General features: G+C 68.5%; 17 protein-coding genes and 1 tRNA gene. 5 read left to right on the top strand and 13 right to left on the bottom strand.

Features of this window, described 5'->3' with window-relative positions; all coding sequences use genetic code 11:
- Positions 1–255: 255 nt before the first annotated feature.
- From ACSMXV_RS16495 to ACSMXV_RS16485, 3 genes are read right to left on the bottom strand one after another with little or no spacing between them, the layout of a single operon-like run.
- Entirely contained in the window at positions 256–1,158 is a 903-nt protein-coding gene (locus tag ACSMXV_RS16495) for a carbohydrate ABC transporter permease (RefSeq protein WP_473178356.1), read from the bottom strand.
- Positions 1,155–2,183, bottom strand: a complete 1,029-nt coding sequence (locus ACSMXV_RS16490; RefSeq protein WP_181862601.1) for a carbohydrate ABC transporter permease — start codon at positions 2,181–2,183, stop codon at positions 1,155–1,157. The genes ACSMXV_RS16495 and ACSMXV_RS16490 overlap by 4 nt, the downstream gene beginning before the upstream one ends.
- Positions 2,180–3,508, bottom strand: a complete 1,329-nt coding sequence (locus ACSMXV_RS16485) for an ABC transporter substrate-binding protein (RefSeq protein WP_473178355.1) — start codon at positions 3,506–3,508, stop codon at positions 2,180–2,182. The genes ACSMXV_RS16490 and ACSMXV_RS16485 overlap by 4 nt, the downstream gene beginning before the upstream one ends.
- Before the next feature lie 377 nt (positions 3,509–3,885).
- Between ACSMXV_RS16485 and ACSMXV_RS16480 the strand changes: the two genes are divergently transcribed.
- The 3 genes from ACSMXV_RS16480 (at position 3,886) to ACSMXV_RS16470 (ending at position 5,631) form a co-directional block, all read left to right on the top strand.
- Positions 3,886–4,941, top strand: a complete 1,056-nt coding sequence (locus ACSMXV_RS16480; protein WP_473178354.1) for a LacI family DNA-binding transcriptional regulator — start codon at positions 3,886–3,888, stop codon at positions 4,939–4,941.
- Between the two features lie 131 nt (positions 4,942–5,072).
- Positions 5,073–5,348: a hypothetical protein gene (locus ACSMXV_RS16475; RefSeq protein WP_473178353.1), complete on the top strand. Its 276-nt coding sequence runs from the start codon at positions 5,073–5,075 to the stop codon at positions 5,346–5,348.
- An 85-nt stretch (positions 5,349–5,433) separates the two neighbouring features.
- The gene (locus tag ACSMXV_RS16470; RefSeq protein WP_473178352.1) at positions 5,434–5,631 is read left to right on the top strand and encodes a L,D-transpeptidase family protein; all 198 of its coding nucleotides are present in this window, start codon (positions 5,434–5,436) and stop codon (positions 5,629–5,631) included.
- Positions 5,632–5,702: 71 nt separating this feature from the next.
- Here ACSMXV_RS16470 and ACSMXV_RS16465 read toward each other — a convergent pair.
- The 3 genes from ACSMXV_RS16465 to ACSMXV_RS16455 form a co-directional block, all read right to left on the bottom strand.
- A tRNA-His gene (locus ACSMXV_RS16465) sits at positions 5,703–5,775 on the bottom strand.
- A 93-nt stretch (positions 5,776–5,868) separates the two neighbouring features.
- The gene (gene orn, locus ACSMXV_RS16460) at positions 5,869–6,495 is read right to left on the bottom strand and encodes an oligoribonuclease (RefSeq protein WP_473178351.1); all 627 of its coding nucleotides are present in this window, start codon (positions 6,493–6,495) and stop codon (positions 5,869–5,871) included.
- 10 nt (positions 6,496–6,505) lie between these two features.
- Positions 6,506–7,714: a helix-turn-helix domain-containing protein gene (locus tag ACSMXV_RS16455; protein ID WP_473178350.1), complete on the bottom strand. Its 1,209-nt coding sequence runs from the start codon at positions 7,712–7,714 to the stop codon at positions 6,506–6,508.
- Positions 7,715–8,489: 775 nt separating this feature from the next.
- Here ACSMXV_RS16455 and ACSMXV_RS16450 point away from each other — a divergent pair.
- Together ACSMXV_RS16450 and ACSMXV_RS16445 are read left to right on the top strand one after the other, a co-directional pair.
- Positions 8,490–9,014, top strand: a complete 525-nt coding sequence (locus tag ACSMXV_RS16450; protein WP_181660724.1) for a universal stress protein — start codon at positions 8,490–8,492, stop codon at positions 9,012–9,014.
- A gap of 178 nt (positions 9,015–9,192) precedes the next feature.
- Positions 9,193–9,762: a GPR1/FUN34/YaaH family transporter gene (locus ACSMXV_RS16445; RefSeq protein WP_473178349.1), complete on the top strand. Its 570-nt coding sequence runs from the start codon at positions 9,193–9,195 to the stop codon at positions 9,760–9,762.
- A 140-nt stretch (positions 9,763–9,902) separates the two neighbouring features.
- On the opposite strand, the gene glmS is transcribed toward ACSMXV_RS16445, so the two are convergent.
- The 7 genes from glmS to desA all read right to left on the bottom strand — a co-directional run bounded on the left by glmS (position 9,903) and on the right by desA (position 18,343).
- Entirely contained in the window at positions 9,903–11,720 is a 1,818-nt protein-coding gene (gene glmS, locus ACSMXV_RS16440; RefSeq protein WP_181862606.1) for a glutamine--fructose-6-phosphate transaminase (isomerizing), read from the bottom strand.
- A 68-nt stretch (positions 11,721–11,788) separates the two neighbouring features.
- On the bottom strand, positions 11,789–12,046 hold the full coding sequence (locus ACSMXV_RS16435) for a hypothetical protein (protein ID WP_473178348.1): 258 nt from the start codon (positions 12,044–12,046) through the stop codon (positions 11,789–11,791).
- A 120-nt stretch (positions 12,047–12,166) separates the two neighbouring features.
- Positions 12,167–13,084 (bottom strand): DUF4429 domain-containing protein, encoded by a 918-nt coding sequence (locus tag ACSMXV_RS16430; RefSeq protein WP_473178347.1) that lies wholly within the window; start codon positions 13,082–13,084, stop codon positions 12,167–12,169.
- 121 nt (positions 13,085–13,205) lie between these two features.
- On the bottom strand, positions 13,206–14,978 hold the full coding sequence (locus tag ACSMXV_RS16425) for an IucA/IucC family protein (RefSeq protein WP_473178346.1): 1,773 nt from the start codon (positions 14,976–14,978) through the stop codon (positions 13,206–13,208).
- The gene (locus ACSMXV_RS16420; protein ID WP_473178345.1) at positions 14,975–15,613 is read right to left on the bottom strand and encodes a GNAT family N-acetyltransferase; all 639 of its coding nucleotides are present in this window, start codon (positions 15,611–15,613) and stop codon (positions 14,975–14,977) included. The genes ACSMXV_RS16425 and ACSMXV_RS16420 overlap by 4 nt, the downstream gene beginning before the upstream one ends.
- Positions 15,610–16,875 (bottom strand): lysine N(6)-hydroxylase/L-ornithine N(5)-oxygenase family protein, encoded by a 1,266-nt coding sequence (locus ACSMXV_RS16415; RefSeq protein WP_473178344.1) that lies wholly within the window; start codon positions 16,873–16,875, stop codon positions 15,610–15,612. The genes ACSMXV_RS16420 and ACSMXV_RS16415 overlap by 4 nt, the downstream gene beginning before the upstream one ends.
- Positions 16,876–16,900: 25 nt before the next feature.
- Complete coding sequence (gene desA, locus ACSMXV_RS16410) at positions 16,901–18,343, bottom strand: lysine decarboxylase DesA (RefSeq protein ID WP_473178343.1); 1,443 nt, start codon at positions 18,341–18,343, stop codon at positions 16,901–16,903.
- Between the last annotated feature and the right edge of the window lie 265 nt (positions 18,344–18,608).

The following is an 18,608-nucleotide window of genomic DNA, read 5'->3' as shown; positions in this document are numbered from 1 at the left end:
ATGGGGAAGGGGAATCGGGGGGTGGCGGGGCGGGAGTCAGGGGGGTGGCGGCGTGAACGGGGGCAGGAGGCAGGCAGAGACCCGGGCAGGTGGAGGTGCCGGGGCTACGGTGACCCGGCACCTACGTACGGCGCGGACATCCGTGCCGTACGGCACCGCTCTACGGCCGTCTGAACGGACGCGGTCCGCACGGACCGGCCGTGCGGAGGCCGCCGGACGAGGGCGGCCCCGCACGTGGCACGGCCCGCACGGACGTCAGCCCTTGATGGCGCCCTGCATGATTCCGCCGACGATCTGCTTGCCGAACAGGAGGAAGGCGATCAGCAGCGGCAGCGTGCCGAGCAGCGCGCCCGCCATGATCACCGACTGGTCGGGAATGTAGCCGGTGCCGAGCTGCATGAGGGCGACCTGCACGGTGGGGTTCTGCTGGTTCAGGGCGATGATCGGCCAGAGGAAGTCGTTCCAGGCCATCACGAAGGTCAGCAGCCCCAGCACTGCCATTGCCGGCCGCGCTGCCGGGAAGACCACGTGCCACACGATGCGCAGACTGCTCGCACCGTCGACGCGCGCCGCCTCGATCAGCTCGGTGGGCAGCGCCTGCACCAGGTACTGCCGCATGAAGAACGTGCCGAAGGCGCTGACCAGGGTGGGCAGGATCACCGTCTGCAGCTGGTTGGACCAGCCCAGGTCGCTCATCCACAGGTACAGCGGCACGACGGCCAGCTGCGGCGGGACCATCATCGTGCCGATGGTCAGCAGCAGCAGCACGCTGGAGAACCGGAACCGCAGCTTGGCGAAGGCGAACCCCGCGAGCGTGGAGAACAGGACCGTACCGACGGTGATGGTCGCGGCGACGAACGTGGTGTTGAACATCGCGGTGCCGAGACCGGCCTCGCTCCACGCGGTCTCCAGGTTCTTGAACAGGTTCCCGCCGAACCACAGCGGCGGCGGTGTCTCGGCGAGCCGCTGGTTGGTGCGCGAGGCCGCGATGGCCGTCCACACCAGCGGAGCCAGCGAGACCAGTGCGAAGACGATCAGGACGACATAGGTGACCGGACCCGCGTGCAGCTGCTTGCCCGCGCCCATCACCCGGGGCCGCCGGGAACCCCGGTCACCCTTCACCTTCGCCTGAGGTGGCGTCAGTTCACTAGTGGTCATTGGGACTTCCTCAGACGGCGGGAGACCAGCATGTTGATCGCGGCGACGATCAGCAGGATCAGGAACATCGACCAGGCGATCGCGGACGCCTTGCCGAGGTTGCCGATGATCCAGCCCTGGTCGTACATGTACAGGCCGAGCGTCTGGTACTGGTGCTCGGAGCCGCCCTTCGAGCCGCTGACCCCGCCGAACAGCAGCGGCTCACCGAACAGCTGCGTCGCGCCGATGGTGGAGACGACCACCGTGAACAGGATCGTCGGCCGCAGCATCGGGATCGTCACGTGGCGGAACTGCTGCCAGCGGCCCGCGCCGTCGAGGGCAGCCGACTCGTAGAGGTCGGCGGGGATCGCCTGCATCGCCGCGAGGTAGATCAGCGCGTTGTAGCCGGTCCACCGCCAGATCACGATCGTGGAGACGGCGAACCTCGAACCCCAGTCGGACTCACGCCAGTTGACCGCGTCGATCCCGACGAAGTCGAGCAGCCAGTTGATCATGCCGCCGTCCCAGGAGTACAGCAGCACGAACACCAGCGTCGCCGCCGCCACCGAGGTGGCGTACGGGGTGAGCATCACGACCCGCCAGACGACGGAGCCGCGCAGCCGGTAGTTGAGCAGGTGTGCGAGCCAGATCGCCATCATCAGCTGCGGCACGGTCGAGATCACGCCGATGACGAAGGTGACCCACAGGGAGTTCCAGAAGAAGTCCGAGGACAGCAGGTTCGTGTAGTTGTCCAGGCCCGCCCAGGTCTGGTTGTCCAGCGCGGACAGCTGCACGTTGTGCAGCGAGTACCAGGCCGTGTACAGCAGCGGGACGAGCGAGAACGCCCCGAAGAAGATGAAGAAGGGGGCGATGAAGACGTACGGCGACGCCTTCATGTCCCAGCGGTACAGCCGGCTGCGCCAGGAATCGGTGCCGGCCGGCGGCGTACCGCGACCCTGAGCGCCCCGAGCCGCGCCCGGCTGATTGCCGGGCGCGGCGTCGGCGCTCGACGCGGGATGCGCGAGAGCCTGCTTGGAGCTGCTCACTGGCCGAGCACGTCCTTGATCTCCTTGGTGGCCGCGTCCCAGCCCTGGTCAGGCGTCTTGCCCTTCTGCTCGACCTGCAGGATGCCCACGTCGGTGAGGGCGGTGTTGATCGGCTGGTCCTTGACGCCGAAGTACTGCGTCGGGATGGTCTTCGCCGAGTCGGAGAAGATCTGGGTGATCGGCGCGCCGGAGAAGTACGCCGTGGTGTCGGCCTGCGGCTTCAGGTTCGCGTACGCCGACGGGGTCGACGGGAAGGTCGCCTGCTTGGCGAAGACCTTCGCCTGCTGCTCGGGCGCGGTCAGCCACTTCGCGAGCGCGATGGCCTCCTTCTGGTGCTTGCTCGCCGTCGGTACGCCGATGAACGAGCCGCCCCAGTTGGACGCGGTCGGCGCCGCCGCTACGTCCCACTTGCCGCTGCCGGAGGTACCGGACTTCTCCTGGATGTAGCCGATCATCCATGCGGGGCAGGCCACCGTCGCGAACTTGGCGTTGGCGAAGCCCTGTTCCCACGGCTTGTCGAACTGCTTCAGCTTCGCCGACATGTTGCTGGTCGCCACATCCATCGAGACGTCCCAGGCCTTCTTCACGCCCTCGGACTTGTCCCAGACGACGTTGCCGTCCTTGTCGTAGTAGCGCTCGGTCGCGCCGCCGAGCGCCGCGTTGTAGACGGAGGAGGCGGAGTCCACGAACTTGGTGCCGCTCGGCGCCTTCTTCATGTAGTCATTGCCGAGGGCGACGTACTTGGACCAGTCGCCCTTCCACAGCTCGGCGAGTTTGGTGCGGTCCGTCTCCAGGCCGGCCTTCTGGAACAGGTCCTTGCGGTAGCAGATGGCCATCGGGCCGATGTCGGTGCCGAGCCCGATCGTCTTGCCGTCCTTGGTGGTGGCCTGCCCCAGCTTCCAGTCGACCCACTGGGACTTGTCGACCTCCTTGCCGAGGTCGACGAACTTGTCGGCCTGCGTCTGCACGGCCTCGGTGATGTTGCCGACCTCGATCGCCTGGATGTCGTCGGTACCCGAACCGGCCTGCAGGCGCGTGAGCGTTTTGGGCCAGTACACATCGGTGCGGGTGGTGACGTTCTCCTTGATGGTGATGTCCGGGTGCAGCTTCATGTACTCGTCGTACAGACCGGCCTGCTTGTAGCCGAACTCGCCGAAGGTGCCCACGGTGAGCGTGAGCTTGCCCTTTGCGTCGCCGCCGCCGCTGGAAGAGTCCGACGGACCGTCGTCCGGGTCCTCGGCACAGCCGGCCAGCAGCCCCGTAGTCAGCGCGGCGACGGCCGCGAGGGCCATCATCCGGTGGGACCGGCGGGTACTCGTGCGCATTGCGTCCTCCTGTTGCCTGACGTGCCGACCCCCCGGCCAACTGCACTGTTGGGCCCGTATGTTCACGCTGCGGCTCGGGCGGGGAACGTGCGGGATGTGTAGGTGTCAGGTACTGTGGGAGCGCTCCCACAGGTGATGTGTTGAAGGGTCGCGGCTCGGCGCGGGGGTGTCAAGGGACCGGACAGCGAGATATGCCTTCAGTTATCGGGCTGTTAGGTACTGGACGGCTGGGCGGCGATGGACGGACCGCGGGCAGGGCTGAGGAGCGGACCGAGGAGCGGATCGAGGGCTGAAGTCCCCGCAGGAGATGGGACCTGACCCGGTCGTAGATCGGACTGTTAGATTCCTCACCTGGCACGGTGAACGGGAGGCGGGCAATGGCAGCGTACGGAGCACGGAGCCGGGGTGGCCGGCGGCCGACGCTGGAAGAGGTCGCCGCACGCGCGGGTGTGGGCCGCGGCACGGTCTCCCGGGTGATCAACGGTTCGCCACGGGTCAGCGACGCGACCCGCGAGGCGGTCGAGGCCGCCGTAGCGGAACTCGGCTACGTACCGAACACGGCGGCGCGCGCACTCGCCGCCAACCGTACCGACGCCATCGCCATGGTGGTGCCCGAGCCCGAGACCCGGTTCTTCGCCGAGCCGTACTTCTCGGACATGCTCCGCGGTGTCGGCTCGCAGCTCTCCGAGACGGAGATGCAGCTGGTGCTGATCTTCGCGGGCAGTGACCGGGAGCGCAGGCGGCTGGCCCAGTATCTGGCCGCGCACCGGGTGGACGGCGTGCTGCTGGTCTCCGTGCACGCAGACGACCCGCTGCCCGATCTGCTGGCGCAGCTGGAGATCCCGGCTGTGATCAGCGGCCGGCGGTCCGCAGATGAGACCTTGCCCTCGGTCGACTCGGACAACTACTCCGGCGCGCGCTCGGCCGTGGAGCACCTGTTGGCGCGCGGCCGATCGACGATCGGGACCATAACGGGCCGGCTGGAGGTCTACGGCGCGCAGCGCCGTGTCGACGGCTACCGGGGCGGTCTGCGGGACGCGGGCCACGAGGTGTACGAGGACCTGATCGTGGCGGGTGACTTCACCGAGGAGGGCGGCCGCCGCGCCATGGCGGAGCTCTTGCGGCGGCGCCCCGGCCTGGACGCGGTGTTCGCGGGTTCCGACGTGATGGCGGCCGGCGCCCGGCAGGTGTTGCGCGAGGCCGGTCGTCGCATTCCCGACGACGTTGCCCTTGTCGGCTTCGACGACTCGGCGATCGCCCGCCATATGGATCCGCCGCTGACGAGCGTGCGGCAGCCGATCGAGGAGATGGGCCGGGCCATGATCGATCTCCTGCTCGCCGAGATCGCCGACGGCCGCCCGGCCGCGTCCCGGGGCCTGGACCGTCAGCAGGTCGTCCTGCCGACACGGCTCGTGGAGCGGGCCTCGTCCTGAGGGGCGCGCCGGGTCTTGGACGGCGGGCGGATCACCCGGGCGTGCGGGGGTGTGTCCTTGATCATGTGTTCGCCTTTGACGCAGAAACGATCAGCCGGTGTCTGATATCTCGGTGATCTACGGTTTTCGCCATGACTGTTCGCGTCAGATTCGAAAATGGCGAATGTCTTGAATACGCAGATCAGGGTGGCGGAGCCGTCGTCTACTGCTACGCCACGGGCGCGAATGGCACGCTGCTGGTGTACGAGCGAAGCAAGGTCGGGCCTCCGGTGAAGGAGGCCCAGCCGCTTGTCGTGTACGGCCCCTCGGCATGGTTCAGCGTGAGCGGTGCCCCCTGTGTCTCTGCCGGGACTCCCGGGGCGCGGGACGCGTACCTTCTCGGCCGCTGCGATCTGCTCCCGTTCTGACACCATGCACGCGTTCACCGATCGATTCAGCCAGGTGCTTTCCAGGGTGCGGAACGGGGGCCTGGCGTGTGCCGTCGTGGCGACCATGACACGAGGTCACCGCGGAGAACACCCGTATCCCGCAGCCCCCGCCGCCCGTGGCCGGCACGGTCCGGATTTCGACGGCGGCGGGTCGGCCGGCTGCGTCAATCTCTCCCTCGGGGGTGCGAAGGCCCTGTGGAACGTGCTGCGGACGGGCGACCGCGTCTATGTGTGGGGCACCAAACCGGGAACCGCGGGTTGAGTACGGGCCCCAGCAGCTCGCACACGAAGAAGGCCCGGCCTGCTCTCGCAGGCCGGGCCTTGATCATTCAGGGTGAGTGACGGGACTCGAACCCGCGGCATCCTGGACCACAACCAGGTGCTCTACCAGCTGAGCTACACCCACCATGACCGGCGGTTCTCCGTGAGGATTCCCCGACCGGCCGAGAAAAAGTGTACAGGGTCCGGGGCGGTGCTCGCGCCCGCCTTTCCCGGCGCCCTACTGCCGGGGTGCGGCAGGGGCCCCTTCGGCGGGCAGGACGTGCCTGAGCGCGATGGTCTTCGCGGTCTCCGAGTCCGGTCCCGGCTGGGATACGAAGATCGCCTCGCGGTAGTAGCGCAGCTCGGCGATGGACTCGCGGATGTCGGCGAGTGCCCGGTGGTTGCCGTTCTTCTCGGGACTGTTGAAGTACGCCCGCGGGTACCAGCGGCGGGCCAGCTCCTTCACCGAGGACACGTCGACGATCCGGTAGTGGAGGTACTCCTCCACCTTCGGCATGTCGCGCAGCAGGAATCCGCGGTCGGTGCCGACCGAGTTTCCGCACAGTGGGGCCTTCCCGGGCTCCTTGACGTGCTCACGTACGTACGCCAGGACCTGCTCCTCGGCGTCGGCGAGCGTCGTACCGCCCGCCAGCTCGTCGAGGAGACCCGAGGCGGTGTGCATCTGCCGCACCACCTCGGGCATTGTCTCCAGTGCCGCGTCCGGCGGGCGGATCACGATGTCCACCCCTTCGCCGAGCACGTTCAGCTCAGAGTCGGTTACCAGGGCGGCCACCTCGATGAGCGCGTCGTTCGCCAGCGAGAGCCCGGTCATCTCGCAGTCGATCCACACCATGCGATCGTTCATGTGTCTTACCCTACGGCGCGCTCCGCGGGCCGGGCAGACTCGGGCGGGCCGATGCGTACGTATCCGAGCTGGGCTTGCCCGCCTCCGCTGGCGCCGACGAGGCTGATCCCAGCCCGTTCGTCCCGGCGGTGCGCCTGTTCTGCGGCGGCAGCGACGTCTCCGGAGCCGCGGACGTCCCGGCGTCCGCCGGCTTCTCGCCCCCCGGCCTGCGGGCGCGGTACGCGGCCCGGTAGGCGGCCGGGGACGAGCCGAGCTGGCGCCGGAAGTGGCCGCGCAGCGCGACGGGCGAACGGAAGCCGCAGCGGCCCGCGACCTCGTCGACCGAGTAGTCGGAGGTCTCGAGCAGCCGCTGCGCCTGCAGCACGCGCTGGGTGATCAGCCACTGCAGGGGAGCGCTCCCGGTGAGCGAGCGGAACCTGCGGTCGAAGGTCCGCCGGCTCATGTACGCGCGCGCGGCCAGGGTCTCCACGTCGAACTGCTCGTGGAGGTGCTCAAGCGCCCAGGCGACGACCTCGGCGAGCGGGTCGGCGCCGATCTCCTCCGGTAAAGACCTGTCGAGATAGCGCTCCTGGCCGCCGCTGCGGCGCGGCGGTACGACCAGGCGGCGGGCCAGCGCGCCCGCGGCCTCGTTGCCGTGGTCCGTGCGCACGATGTGCAGGCACAGGTCGATGCCGGCCGCCGTGCCTGCGGAGGTGAGGACGTCGCCGTCGTCGACGAAGAGCTCCCGCGGGTCCACGTGGACGGACGGATAGCGCTTGGCCAGCGTCGGCGCGTACATCCAGTGCGTCGTCGCCGGACGGCCGTCCAGGAGGCCGGCGGCGGCCAGCACGAACGCGCCGGTGCACAGCCCGACGATGCGGGCTCCCTCCTCATGGGCCCGGCGCAGCGCCTCCAGGGCGTCCGCGGGGGGCGGCGAGGTGATCGACCTCCAGGCCGGTACGACCACGGTGCCCGCCCGGGCTATCGCCTCCAGGCCGTACGGTGCGGTGAGTTCCAGGCCCCCCGTCGTGCGCAGCGGTCCCTCCTCGCCGGCGCACACCAGCAGGCGGTAACGGGGCACTCCGGCGTCCTGGCGGTCGATACCGAACACCGAAAGCGGAATGGAACTCTCGAAGATGGGTCCGCCACTGAACAGCAGCACCGCGACGATCTCCTTGCGGCGGCGCCCGGCGAGCTTCCGGGCTGCACCCTCCGGTGCGGCAGTGGAGTCGTGGCTCATGCTGCTAAGCCCCCCTCGGTGGTCGCGGCTCCCTGTTCGTGTCGGGCTTGTCGCTCCTGCACGTTTCCCCTCGGTCCTGCACGAGTCCCCCGCCGTAAGACAGTCATGATCGAATCTACTGTGTCCCGTGGTGCCGGCGTGACCAGTTCTGCATCCGACGTTATGTCGACATGGCAACTTGGCGTGAAGCATTCGATCACGAAGCGTTGCATTCCGGGAGCGCCCAGGGAAGTGTGCGTGGGCTCCGTGGCTGGTCCCCGTAGGGTGCGGGCCCCCTCCGGGGGTCTTTCGGCCCTGGTGGGACGGGGGTTGGGGGGCGGTTCGGTCAAGGGGGGCGGGGATGGGCGAAGTTGGCCGAAAAGAGGTGCGGGTGCCGGTGGTGTGCCGGTGGTTCACCGGCGTGTTTTGGCCGGTGTGAGGAGCGCCGGGGTGCGCCCCCAGGGGGGCGATGCGCCTCTGGTGTCCCTCAGATCACTCGGGTCACCGCTCATGTTCCCGTGACCGCCGTCGCGGGGTGGGCGCAACGTGATGGGTCAAGCGGCTGTACGGGGCAGCAACCATTGCCATACGGGCGCTGCTCATGCATGCTCCGGGGAACGCCGTCGCGAGGTCGGCGTGCTCTGGGCAGGAGAGGAGTGCCGCCGTACCCTTGGGGGTATGGGGTTGGGAAGATGATTCCCGGACACAGCTCCGGCGCCCACCACCGTCCCGCCTCGCACATCGCACATCCTTGACAGCCGACCCTCCCAAGAGGACTCCCTTCGCCGAGACACCCATGGCCGGTCACGAATTCTTCGATCCCGCGGACCGCAAGAGGCAGGTCGCCGATCACACGGCCGATCCCCTCGCGGCAGAGGAAACACGACACCCCTGCGATCCCGCCTTCAAGCACGGCGTCGTCGTCGGCTTCGACGGTTCGACCTCGAGCGAGCGGGCACTTGCGTATGCGATCGGTATGGCCCGCCGCTCCGGCTCGGGCCTGATCATCGTGCATGTCGCCAACCGGCTGCCGACCACCGTCTGGGCCGGCTGTGAACCCCCGGTCTTCGTGGACGTACCGGATCACCGCACCGAGGTGCTCGGCCTCGAGCTCGCCTGCGCGGACTATCTCGCCGAGGTGCCCTGGATCCTCGTCGAGCGCGGCGGCGACATCTGCCACGAGCTCGAAGAGGTGGGCCACGAGTACGCGGCGGACGCGATCGTCGTCGGCTCCACGCACGGCATCGTCGGCCGCATCTTCGGCTCCGTGGCGGGACGGCTCGCGAAGCGCGCCCAGCGGCCCGTCGTCGTCATTCCGTAACTTCCCGTTGTCCCAGGTGAGATAGAGCGGGAGCGGGGTCAACTTCCGCTTGGTCGCGGGCGAATCTACTCATGCGTAGAAGTGATTTGTGCCCTTGTGAAGGGTACATACCGGTCGCCGGGCCCGCACCGCACGGGCCGGCGTCACGCAGCACAACTGCACATGAAGGGAGCCCGTTGTGGACAACGACGTCTCTACGGGAAGCAGCATCTCGACTCTCGGCCATCTCGCCCTCGGTCTCACCCTGTTGGCCTTCGGCCTCGGACATGCCGATGTGATCGACGGCGTGACGCCGTCCGACGCCGTGTCCCTGGCCACCTACGTGGGCGGCGTCGCCCTCTTCGTCGCGGGCCTGCTGGCCCTCCGCGACCGTGACGCGACCACCGGCACGGCCTTCTCGGCCCTCGGGGCCCTCTGGTTCACCTGGGGCGTCACGGCCGGCGGCCAGGTCTCCGACAACGCAGCCGGGCTGTTCATGCTTCTGTTCGCCCTCGTCGCGCTGAGCCTGACGCTGGGCGCCGCGGGCGGCGGCGTCCTCACCCAGGGCACGTACGGGCTGTTCTTCGTCTCCCTCGTCCTTCTCGCCCTCGCGGGCTTCGCGGGCAACGACGCCCTGGCCAAGGCCGGCGGCTGGTTCGCCGTGGTGGCAGGCGCGGTGTCCTGGTACGGGGCCACGGCGGCCCTGGCCCACTGGCCCACCTCGCTTCCGCGGCGCGCTGCCGGCCGGGGGGTGACGGCCACCGGCTGAGGCAGCCACAGCCGGGGTGTGGGCAGCCCCGGCTCTCCCAAAGAAACGACCCCCTGTGTGCTTGGTGGCACACACAGGGGGTCGTTTCACGGGGTACGCACGGAAGGGGCGTACGGCCCGTCAGACATATGGCGCGGTGACTACTCCACCGTGACGGACTTGGCGAGGTTCCGCGGCTTGTCGATGTCGCGGCCGAGCGCCAGCGCCGTGTGGTACGCGAGGAGTTGCAGCGGGATGCCCATGAGGATCGGGTCCAGCTCGTCCTCGTTCTTCGGGACCACGATCGTGCGGTCGGCCTTCTCCTGCTCCTGGTGCGCGACGGCGAGGATACGGCCGCTGCGGGCCTTGATCTCCTCCAGCGCGGCGCGGTTCTTCTCCAGCAGGTCGTCGTCCGGGACGATCGCGACGGTCGGCAGCGCGGGCTCGATGAGCGCGAGCGGGCCGTGCTTCAGCTCCGAGGCGGGGTAGGCCTCGGCGTGGATGTACGAGACCTCCTTGAGCTTCAGCGACGCCTCGCGGGCCACCGGGTAGCCGCGCACGCGGCCGATGAACAGCATCGACTTGGCGTCGGCGTACTCGTCGGCCAGCTTCTTGATCTCGTCCTCCTGCTCGAGGATCTCCGCGATCTGCGCGGGCAGCTTGCGCAGGCCGGCGATGATCCGCTTGCCGTCGGACACCGACAGGTCGCGAGTGCGGCCGAGGTGCAGCGCGAGCAGCGCGAAGGCGACCGTGGTGTTGGTGAAGCACTTGGTCGACACGACGCAGACCTCGGGGCCCGCGTGCACGTACATGCCGCCGTCGGCCTCGCGGGCGATGGCGGAGCCGACCACGTTCACCACGCCGAGGACGCGGGCGCCCTTGCGCTTGAGCTCCTGCACGGCGGCCAGCACGTCGTACGTCTCACCGGACTGGGAGACGGCGATGTACAGGGTGTCCGGGTCGACGACCGCGTTGCGGTAGCGGAACTCGGAGGCCGGCTCGGCGTCGGCGGGGATGCGGGCCAGCTCCTCGATCATCTGGGCGCCGATCATGCCCGCGTGGTACGAGGTGCCGCAGCCGAGGATCTTCACGCGGCGGATCTGGCGCGCCTCGCGGGCGTCCAGGTTGAGGCCGCCCAGGTGCACGGTCGAGAACCGGTCGTCGATGCGGCCGCGCAGCACGCGGTCCACGGCGTCGACCTGCTCGTGGATCTCCTTGTGCATATACGTGTCGTGGCCGCCCATGTCGTACGACTCGGCCTCCCACTCGACGGTGGTCGGCGAGGCGGTCGTGCGGGTGCCCTCGGTGGTGTACGTACGGAAGTCGTCGGCCTTCAGCGTGGCCATCTCGCCGTCGTCGAGGGTGACGATCTGGCGGGTGTGGGCCACGAGGGCGGCGACGTCCGATGCGACGAACATCTCCTTCTCGCCGATGCCGAGCACGACCGGGGAGCCGTTGCGGGCCACCACGATGCGGTCGGAGAAGTCGGCGTGCAGGACCGCGATGCCGTATGTGCCCTCGATGACGCGGAGGGCGTCGCGGACCTTGTCCTCGAGCTTCTCGGCCTGGGAGCGGGCGATGAGGTGCGTGACCACCTCGGTGTCCGTCTCGGAGAGGAACTCCACGCCGTCGGCGGTCAGCTTGGCGCGCAGCTCGGAGGCGTTGTCGATGATGCCGTTGTGGACGACGGCGACCTTGCCCTCGGCGTCCATGTGGGGGTGCGCGTTCTCGTCGGACGGGGCGCCGTGCGTGGCCCAGCGAGTGTGGGCGATGCCGGTGGTGCCCTTGAAGCGGGCCGGAACCTTGGCCTCCAGGTCCCGTACCCGGCCCTTGGCCTTGATCATCTTCAGGCCGGAGGCCTTGGGGCCCGTGATGACGACGCCAGCGGAGTCGTAGCCGCGGTACTCCAGGCGCTGCAGGCCCTCGAGCAGCAGCGGCGCGACATCACGTTTGCCGATGTATCCGACAATTCCGCACATAAGTGTCCTCGTTCCCCTTGTCCCTGGTCCCTGATGCGTGATGTGTGTGTACGCCGAGCGTCGAGGGCTCAGCCGTACACGATGCGGCGCAGCTGTCTGAGCGAGAGCTCGGGCGGTGCGACCGCTCGGTATTTCAGGTCCGCCTCGATCCGTTCGAAGATCGCCGCGTTCACCAGGCCCTGACCCTGGAGCTCGCGATGGCGGCGACGGACGAATTCCTCGATCGTCTCGTCGAAGTAGGCGAGCACGTCCTGGATCACCCGCAGGGCCTCGCCGCGGCTCAGCGGCGTACTGCGCGTCAGATGATCTACAAGTTCGTCGTGCACCCGTTGATCCTGCGGTACGACCCTGTGATTCGCAAGAATCCTGCCCGCTTTCGGGCAGGACCGTGTCGAACCTGTGGCGTAAACGCCCCAAACATGTGTGACGTATACCTCAATCCCTCGTCACATGCGCCGCAGTACGGCCTGCTTGGCCGTGGTGAACTCCTCGTCCGTGAGGATCCCGGACCGGTGCAGTTCGCCCAGCTCGCGCAGGCGTCGCAGCAGGGCGTCGTGGTCGTCGCCTCCGCCGGCGGGGGGCGCAGGTGCGGAAGCGGGTGCCGATTCGGGGGCAGGCGCGGACGTCGGCTGCTGAGTGGACTCCGCCGCGGCGGCCGGTGCGCCCGGGTGGGGCAGGCGGGCCTGTACGGCAGCCGCGATCAGGGCCATCAAGGGGTCCTTCTTGAAGCCCCACAATTCCACCGAATTCGGGTCGTACTTGGGTGGAGTCTTGGCGGCGGGGGAGTTCCTCACGATGAAGCGGAGGTAGCCGTTCTCCAGGCCCACCGCGGGGTGCCACTCCACGGCCGCGACATCGGCCAGCGCGAGCGCCCGAGGGCCCGCGGCGGACTTGGCGTCCTCCGTCTTCCAGTTCCACTCCAGGTGGACATGCTCCCCGTCGAAGCTCGCCGTGCCGTCGCCCGCGGAGACCGACAGCGGCACGGACGGGCCCGGCAGCAGATACGAGCCGACGGCACCCGACGGCACCTGCTCGAGCATCAGCGCATGGCGTACCTCGTCCACGAAGTACTCGGCGACGCCGTACCGGTCGGACTCGACCGTCAGCTGATAGGGATCTGAGGCCTCCACGAGCCGGCCGCCCGTCGCCTGCAGCAGAGGGTCGGCGCCGTCGCGCAGCCGCAGCCTGAGCCGCCCGGACTTCTTGCCCTGCCAGAACGAAATGCCCGCCAACGCCTCCAGCGGGACGGCGAGTTCACCCAGCGTTCTACGGAGGAGGCTGACGCCCTTGTCGTTCCCCGGCACCAGCCGCAGCGTCTCTCCGTCGAAGGTCCACGTCCCGTCGCGCTGGATGATTTCCGCCATAGGGCGATTCTCGCATCCGGCTCCGCGACGAGTGGTCTATACCTCGACGGGCGCCCTCGGAGGACCGTACTCCGGGGGCGCCCGCCCGCTCATGGGCCGTCAGAGGCCCGCTACCGGGCCTTCAGAGGGCCGCGATGGGGTTTTTCAGGTCGCCCGCCAACTGGAGCGCGCCCGACGGATCCGCCAGGTCGACCATCTGCTCGTTGTTGCGCAGCTGCAGCCGGTTGAGGCAGGACAGGCCGAACTCGGGCGCGAACATGTCGTACTGCCGGAACTTGTCGGCCAATTCGGGCCTGGACTCCTGGTAGTCCCGTACGCAGTCGGCGACGGCCCTCCAGAAGGTGTCCTCGTCCAGTACGCCCTCCGTGACCAGGTTCGCGGCCAGGAAGCGGAAGAAGCAGTCGAAGACGTCGGTGAAGATCGACAGCAGCTTCAGGTCCTCGGGGACCTCGACCCGGATCCGCTCGACCACGGGCGGCAGCACCGCGTCCGGGTCCATGACCGCGATCTCCTCGGCGATGTCCTTGAAGACCGCCCGCTGCACGACGCCGTCCTTCAGGACCAGGATCACGTTCTCGCCGTGCGGCATGAACACCAGGTCGTACGCGTAGAAGCTGTGCAGCAGCGGGGTGAGGTAGGCCCGCAGATAGTGCTTCAGCCACTCGGCGGGCGTCAGGCCGGACTGCTCGATCAGCGCGCCCGCGAAGGACGCGCCCTCGCGGTCGGTGTGCAGCAGCGACGCCATGGTCGCGAGCCGCTCGCCCTCCTGCAGGGACGGCACCGGGCTCTCGCGCCACAGCGCGGCGAGCATCTTGCGGTACGGCGAATAGCGGTCGGTCGCGGCCTCGTACTCCAGGTGCCGGTAGCCGACGGCGGCGCGCTCGCGGATGATCGACAGGCCCGTGGACTTCAGCACCTCGTCGTTCTCGACGAGGCCCGCCAGCCAGTCGTTGATCGCCGGTGTCGCCTCCATGTACGCGGCCGACAGCCCGCGCATGAAGCCCATGTTGATGACCGACAGGGCCGTTTTGACGTAGTGCTTGGCCGGGTCGCTCGTGTTGAAGAACGTACGGATCGACTGCTGGGCCAGGTACTCGTCGTCGCCCTCGCCCAGGCACACCAGGTGGCGCTGGGCGACCTCTGCGGCGAAGGTCACCGACAGCTTGTTCCACCACTGCCAGGGGTGGACAGGGATGAGGAGGTAGTCGTCCGGGTCGAGACCCTGGTCGTCAAGCGTCCCCGAGAACCGCCTCAGCGTCTCCTCGCCCAGCTCCGACCGCAGGAACGACTCGTAGTCGAGGCCCACGCCCGCCGTGAACGCGGCCCGGGAGCGGTGGGCGGCGAGCCACACCAGCCGTACGGGGCTCGCGGTCTCCGGCGCGTACGAGAGGTACTCGTGCACGCCGAAGCCGAGCCGGCCGTTGTTGGCGACGAAACAGGGATGGCCCTCGGTCATGCCCGTCTCGATGGCCTGGAAGTCCGCGCGGGCCAGCTCGGCAGCGGGGACGGCCGGCTTCGTGAGCTTGTAGCAGGTGCCCGAGAGGGTGGAGGAGATCTCCTCCAGATAGACCGGCAGGATGGCGTCGCTCAGCCCGAGCGACTCCTTGAACTCGATGAAGAACTCCAGGGCGTGCAACGGGAGTTCCGTACCGTCCCGGTGGCGGGTGATCGACTCCGGGAAGACCTGCCAGTGGTCCAGGCGCAGACGGCGGGCGGTGAAGCGGTACTCGACCGTGCCGTCGTCGCTGCGGACGACGTACCGGTCGTCGCCGATCGACTCCGGGCTGAAGAGCCGCTCGTGGGCGAACTCGGCGAGCGCTTTACGGATCAGGAGGCGGTTGGCCTGCGCCCAGCGCTCGGGGGACAGGTGTGTCACGGCGTCGGACAGGGTCATATGGCCACTCCTTGTGCGTCCGCCGTCGCGGACGCCTGGGCGCCCGCTCGTGCGGCCTCGCGTATTGCTGCTTCTCGTACGACCGCTGCCTCGAACTGCGCGCGTGTGCAGAAGCTCAGCAGGGCCGTCTTCTCGGGCTTCTCGATTTCGCGTTCGGGTTCAAAGCCGACGGCCTCGTTCAGGGCGTGCACGGCCTTGTTGCGTACGTCGGGTTCGACGACGACGCGCTCCGTCGCCGGGTCGGCGAACAGGTGCTCCATCACCGCGGTGATCACGGCGCGGGTGAAGCCGTGCACGGGCGTGTCCGTCGGCGCGACCAGGAAGTGCATGCCGACGTCGCCGGGCTCCGGCTCGTACAGGCCGACCAGCTCGACGTGCGCCGGGTCGTAGCGCTCCATCAGGAACGCGGGCTCGCCGTTGTGCAGTCCGAGGAACGCGTCGTGGTGCTCGGCGGCTGCGATGGCCATGTACTCACGCTCGACGTCGTGCAGTTTCGCGTCCTGCATCATCCAGAAGGCCGCCTTGGGGTGGGTGACCCAGGAGTGCAGCAGCTCGGCGTCGGCCAGCGGGTCCAGGGGCCGGACGGCGAAGGTCCCGAGGTCGTGTGTGCTGCTCGTGCTGCTCGTGTCGCTCATACGGCAAACTCCTGGAACGCGATGGTCTTCTCGACGGGGTAGTACTCGCGGCCCAGCAGCTCGCTGATGATGTAGCTGTTGCGGTACGGGCCCATGCCGAGGTCCGGGCTCGTGATGCTGTGGGTGTGCACGCCCGCGTTCTGCAGGAAGATCCCGCGGCCCGTCGTGTCGATGGAGTAGTTGCGGGCGACGTCGAAGCGGCCCTGGGAGTCCCAGCGGATGCGGTCGCGCACGGGCTCCAGGAACGCCGGAGTGCTGTACTTGTAGCCGGTCGCCAGGATCAGGCCCTCGGTGCGGATCTCGTAGTCCTTGCCCTGCTCCTCCTGGCGCAGGCCGAGGGTGTAGGTGCCCTCCTCGTACGCGGCCGTGTGCAGGGCCGAGTTGGTGAGGAGCCTGGTCGGGACCGGACCGCCCAGGTTCTTCTGGTACAGCAGGTCGAAGATCTCGTTGATGAGATCGCCGTCGATGCCCTTGAACAGGCCCTTCTGCTGGCTCTCGAGGCGGTAGCGGGTCTCCTCGGGGAGCGCGTGGAAGTAGTCGACGTACTCCGGCGAGGTCATCTCCAGCGTGAGCTTGGTGTACTCCAGCGGGAAGAAGCGCGGGGAGCGGGTGACCCAGTTCAGCCGGTAGCCGTGGACGTCTATCTCGCTCAGCAGGTCGTAGTAGATCTCGGCGGCGGACTGACCGCTGCCGACGAGCGTGATCGACTCCTTGCGCTGCAGCTCCTGCTTGTTCTGCACATAGCGGGAGTTGTGGATGAAGTCGCCGCCCAGGCCCTGGCAGGACTCCGGGACGTAGGGCGGGGTGCCGGTGCCCAGGACGAGGCGGCGGCCGTAGTACGTCTCGCCTCCTGCCGTCCGTACGACGTAGATGTCGTCCTCGTACGCGACCTCGGTCACCGTCGTGTTGAAGCGGATGGAGGAGACCTTCGAGGCGGCCCAGCGGCAGTAGTCGTCGTACTCGACGCGCAGCGGGTAGAAGTTCTCGCGGATGTAGAACGAGTACAGACGGCCCGATTCCTTCAGGTAGTTGAGGAAGGAGTAGGGCGAGGTCGGGTCGGCGAGGGTGACCAGGTCCGACATGAACGGCGTCTGGAGGTGGGCGCCGTCGAGGAACATCCCCGAGTGCCACTCGAAGTGCGGCTTGGACTCCAGGAAGACGCCGTCGAGCTCGTCGATGGGCTCCGTGAGGCAGGCCAGGCCGAGGTTGAAGGGGCCGAGGCCGATCCCCACGAAGTCGTGGACGATGGGGGTACCTCCCATGCCCTTGAGGCGATGGGGGATGGGCTCAGGAAGCGCGGTCAAGGGACTCTCCCAGGTACTGCTCGGCGTGGCCGGCGATCAGATCGAGGACGGCCGCGATGTCGGCGACCGTCGTCTCGGGGTTGAGCAGGGTGAACTTCAGGTAGTGGCGGCCGCCCACCTTGGTGCCCGCGACGATCGCGTCGCCGGAGGCGAACAGCGCCTTGCGGGCGTACAGGTTGCAGCGGTCGATCTCCGCCGGGTCGGTGACGGAGGCCGGGATGCAGCGGAAGACGAGGGTGGAGAGCTGCGGCTGGACCACGACGTCGAAGCGCGGGTCGGCGGCCAGCAGTTTCCAGCCCTCGGCGGCCAGGTCGCACACCTCGTCGAAGAGCTCGCCGATCCCGTCGGCGCCCATCACGCGCAGCGTCATCCAGAGCTTGAGCGCGTCGAAGCGGCGGGTGGTCTGGAGGGACTTGTCGACCTGGTTAGGGATTCGTTCCTGCACCATGCGGCGCGGGTTGAGGTAGTCGGCGTGGTACGTGGCGTGGCGCAGCGTGGCCGCGTCCCGTACCAGGACCGCGCTCGAACTCACGGGCTGGAAGAAGGACTTGTGGTAGTCGACGGTGACGGAGTCGGCGCGCTCGATGCCGTCGAGGAGATCACGGCGGGCCCTCGACACCAGCAGCCCGCAGCCGTACGCGGCGTCGACGTGCATCCAGGTGCCGTACTGGGCGCACAGCTCGGCGATCTCCGGCAGCGGGTCGATCGAGCCGAAGTCGGTGGTGCCCGCGGTCGCGACGACCGCCATGGGGACCAGGCCCTCGCGGACGCAGCGCTCCAGCTCGTGGGCGAGCGCGAGCGTGTGCATGCGCTTGTTCTGGTCGCAGGGGATGGAGACGACCGAGTCGGCGCTCAGGCCGAGGAGTTTCGCGGACTTCTTGACGCTGAAGTGGCTGACCTCGGAGGCGAAGATGCGGAGCCTCGCGGTGTCGTCGCCCTTGGACTCCTCGCGGGCCAGGAGTAGCGCCTGGAGGTTGGACTGCGTACCGCCGCTGGTGAACACGCCGTCGGCGGCCGGGCCGAGGCCGATGCGCTCGGCGGTCCAGTCGATGAGCTTGCGCTCGATGAGGGTGCCGCCGGCCGACTGGTCCCAGGTGTCGAGGGACGAGTTGACGGCGGACAGGACGGCCTCGCCGAGCACCGCCGGGATGACGACAGGGCAGTTGAGGTGCGCGAGATAGCGCGGGTGGTGGAAGTAGACGGCGTCGCGGAGGTAGACCTCCTCGAGCTCGTCGAGGGCCGCGGTCGTGTCGCCCAGCGGCTGGTCCAGGTCGATCTTCTCGATACGGGGAGTGAGGGCGTCGACCGTGACGCCGGTGAACGGCCGATCGGTGGTGGCGAGTTTCGCCGCCACCCGCTCGACTCCTTCGGTCACGGAGCGGCGGTACCGCTCCGCGGTCGTGTCATTGAGCAGGTGCGAGCGCATGGGGGGTCCTCCGGACGGCTCAGGACGAGGGACGGGGTCGCGACGTGAACTTAGGTTAGCCTAACCTAACTCAGGCCTGCGACCCCGCCCCACCTGTGTCTTTATGGCGTGTTTCCTGTGCCTGGATTGCGAGTTTTGGCGTGATTGCGCCTGCGTGCATGGTTGTTGACGCCTGATCACGCCTGCGCGCGTAGCGGTTGCGGCTCCATCACGCCCACCTGCGCGGCTGTTGAGCCGGATCCGCCCGCCTAACGCGGTCGTTGAG

Source organism: Streptomyces sp. DSM 42067 (assembly GCF_055792885.1).
The sequence above is the reverse complement of the archived record's forward strand: the minus strand, read 5'-3'. Positions and strand labels throughout refer to the sequence as shown.